This is a genomic window from Candidatus Parvarchaeota archaeon (genome assembly GCA_016866895.1).
GTDB lineage: Archaea > Micrarchaeota > Micrarchaeia > Anstonellales > VGKX01 > VGKX01.
Window position 1 is genome coordinate 1 of sequence record VGKX01000152.1, and the last position, 2,859, is coordinate 2,859.

General features: G+C 48.0%; 3 protein-coding genes. 1 reads left to right on the top strand and 2 read right to left on the bottom strand.

The genetic code is table 11. From position 1 onward, the window contains the following. Together FJZ26_05280 and FJZ26_05285 are read right to left on the bottom strand one after the other, a co-directional pair. Nucleotides 1-849 (bottom strand): zinc metalloprotease HtpX (locus FJZ26_05280; GenBank protein MBM3229818.1); only part of this gene is annotated, 849 nt, incomplete at its 3' end. A gap of 67 nt (nt 850-916) precedes the next feature. Beyond that, nucleotides 917-1,480 carry a LemA family protein gene (locus tag FJZ26_05285; protein MBM3229819.1) on the bottom strand — a complete coding sequence of 188 codons (564 nt, stop codon included), beginning with the start codon at nt 1,478-1,480 and terminating at the stop codon, nt 917-919. A 159-nt stretch (nt 1,481-1,639) separates the two neighbouring features. On the opposite strand from FJZ26_05285, the gene FJZ26_05290 reads away from it, so the two are divergent. Continuing rightward, nucleotides 1,640-2,859 (top strand): hypothetical protein (locus tag FJZ26_05290; GenBank protein MBM3229820.1); only part of this gene is annotated, 1,220 nt, incomplete at its 3' end.

Genomic DNA, 2,859 nt, shown 5'->3' on the forward strand with positions numbered 1-2,859 from the left:
TACCGGCGGATGGGTCGAAAAAAGGGACATGAGCTTTCCCGGAAGCGGATTTGCAAAGTAAAGTGGGGCAGTTTCCTGGGACGCGTTTTGCATCGGCACATGGTATTTGTCAATTTTTTCAAGTGCGCTTGCAAGCCCTTCTGGATATCTTGTGAGCATTGCGCCTGTTGCGTCGGCAAGAAACTCGCGCTTTCTTGAGATAGCAAGCTGAACAAGCTGCGCAAAAATAGGGGCAAGTATCACAAACACGAGGCCGATTATCAGCAGGTAGCCGCTTCCTCTATTGTCATTTGAGCCTCCGCCACGGCCGTAAAAAAGCGACCTTGAGGCGATGTTGCCGATTATTGCGATAAGGCCGACCATCACAACTGCAATCGTGGCAAACCTGATGTCATAGTTTTTTATGTGCGACATCTCATGGGCGATAACGCCTTCCAGCTCCTGCCGGTTCATTAACTTTAGCAAGCCGGTTGTGACTGCAATTGCAGAGTGCGCTGGGTCGCGGCCCGTGGCAAATGCGTTTGGAGCAGGGTCGTCTATCACGTAAAGAGAGGGCATTGGGATGCCTGCTGCTATTGCAAGGCCCTCAACAGTGTTGTAAAGATACGGGTATGTTTTTTTTTCAGCCGGTTTTGCGCCGCTTACCGAAAGCACGATGCCGTCTGACATGAAGTAGCCGACATATGCATAGGCAATTGCAATCAGTATGGCAAGAATTGAGCCAAATGCCCCAAGGTCAAAAATATAGGAGAGCGCAAAAGCCGCCCCAAGGGCAAGTGCACTCATGACAAGCATGAGAAGGTAGGAGAGGTTCTTGTTTGCGCTTATCTGGGAGTAGAAGTCTGCCATAAAAACTGCCTGCGACCAGCACACGTAAGCCAAAAAAGATTAGTTTTGGGGGTTAGGGTGGTTTTGATTAAAACTTTACCTTGACAGGCCCCTTTTCCGACTCCTCGACTTTGAAGGATTCTCGGACCTTGAAGCCGAAAACCGATGCAAAAATCATGCCAGGAAAAGTCTGGATTGCAGTGTTGTACTGCATGATAATGTCATTGTAAAACTGCCTTGCATAGGCAATCTTGGACTCGGTGCCCGAAAGCTCTTCCTGAAGCATCATGAAGTTCTCGTTTGCACGAAGCTGCGGGTAGTTTTCAGAAACAGCGAAAAGGCTTTTTAGCGCCCCGGTGAGCATGTTGTCCGCCTTTGCCTTGTCGGCAACGCTGCCTGCCCCCATCATTGCAGCTCGGGCCTTGGTGACATTCTCGAAGATTTCCTTCTCGTGCTTTGCATAGCCCTTGACAGTCTCAACAAGGTTTGGAATGAGGTCAACCCTGCGCTTGAGCTGCACATCAATTTGCGCCCAGGCATTGTCGACTTTGTTTCTAAGGCCCACAAGCCCGTTGAATGCAAGTATTGCATAAAGCACAACTAGCGCAAGAACGCCAATAACGCCCAAAAATAAAACTGTCTCAAGACCCATTAACCTCACCGTCAGAGAATATGCGAGAACTTGCTTATAAGCTTTACTAAATAGTTAGGAATATGATTTGGTTTATTAGGTATTTCAAGCCAATTCAAACAGTTGGCATGGAAAAATTAGATTTGATGACACAATTGGATGAATTTTCTTGGTTTTTAAATGGCGCAAGATGAATTTTGCCTGCGCTGCAGGCTTAACGCACGGGTGTTTTGTCCACACCTTAGCGCAATCAGGATAAAATCGGCACTTGAGGCAAGCTTGAAGGAAACTGTTTTTGGCCCCTCTCCGCCAAACGTTTTTGTCGGGCATTTTGGCTATCCGCAGGTAAATGCCGGGCCCATGATTAGGGCATTTACAGAAGGAGAGCAGGAAAATGAAGGCACAAACCAAAGCATATCCACAAAATCATCCCCATTTGGGCCATCATCCAAAGCTTGCAAATCAAACTACGAAACCTCGGATAATCCCACCGGCTTGTACGGGCTTTGCTTTGAAGAAATTATTGGAAAAATGTCCTCCCTTGTGCGCGGGCAGTCAAAGGCAAATGTAAAAATGCCAAAGCGCATGCAGGAAGGGTTGCAGGAGTCTATCATGTCAGTTAAATCCATTGACATGGAGGCAAGATTTTACCATAAGCCAGTGCTGCAAGTAAGCGTTGATGCGGTGGTGCAGCCAATGGGGCCAAGTGCACATCTAAGGAAACTGATAATTGCAGGAAATCCAAGCATACCAAGGCTTGTGGACAACTTGATAGATGATAAGATAAGCTCGGTGGATGCCTCGATTGAGCTTTACGAGCATGGGTTTGACTCGCATTATTTGACAAAACTGCTGACTTGCGGCGTGCTTGGGAGAGCTGGAAAACAAAAACTTGTGCCAACAAAGTGGGCAATAACTGCGATGGATGACACATTGTCAAAGGCACTAGTTGAAGAGATAAAGCAACTGCCGCAGGTTGAGGAGTTTATGGTTTTTACAAACGAGTATTTGTTCAACCACTTTGAGGTGCTTGTGATGCCTGGAGCGTGGGAGTACGAGCAATTTGAGGCCGCGGTGGATGCCACCGATGCCAGAAATTCACACGTGTCTGAGGACTGGGAAGGATTTGGAGGAAGGACAAAGTATTCGCAGGCGCAGGGAGGCGGGTATTATGCGGCAAGGCTTGGGATTTGCGAAGGGTTGGCAAGAATTTTGAAAAAACAGGGGGGAGTTGTGCTTTTTCGCGAGATACTGCCGGACTACAACGTGCCAGTTGGAGTTTGGGAGGTTCGGGAGAACGCAAGGCATGCAATGCAAAACCCGCCAAGGAGATTTGAGACAAAAGAGGCGGCCTTTGACGATATTTTCAGCAGGCTAAGAGTGCCGAGAATCGAGTACCT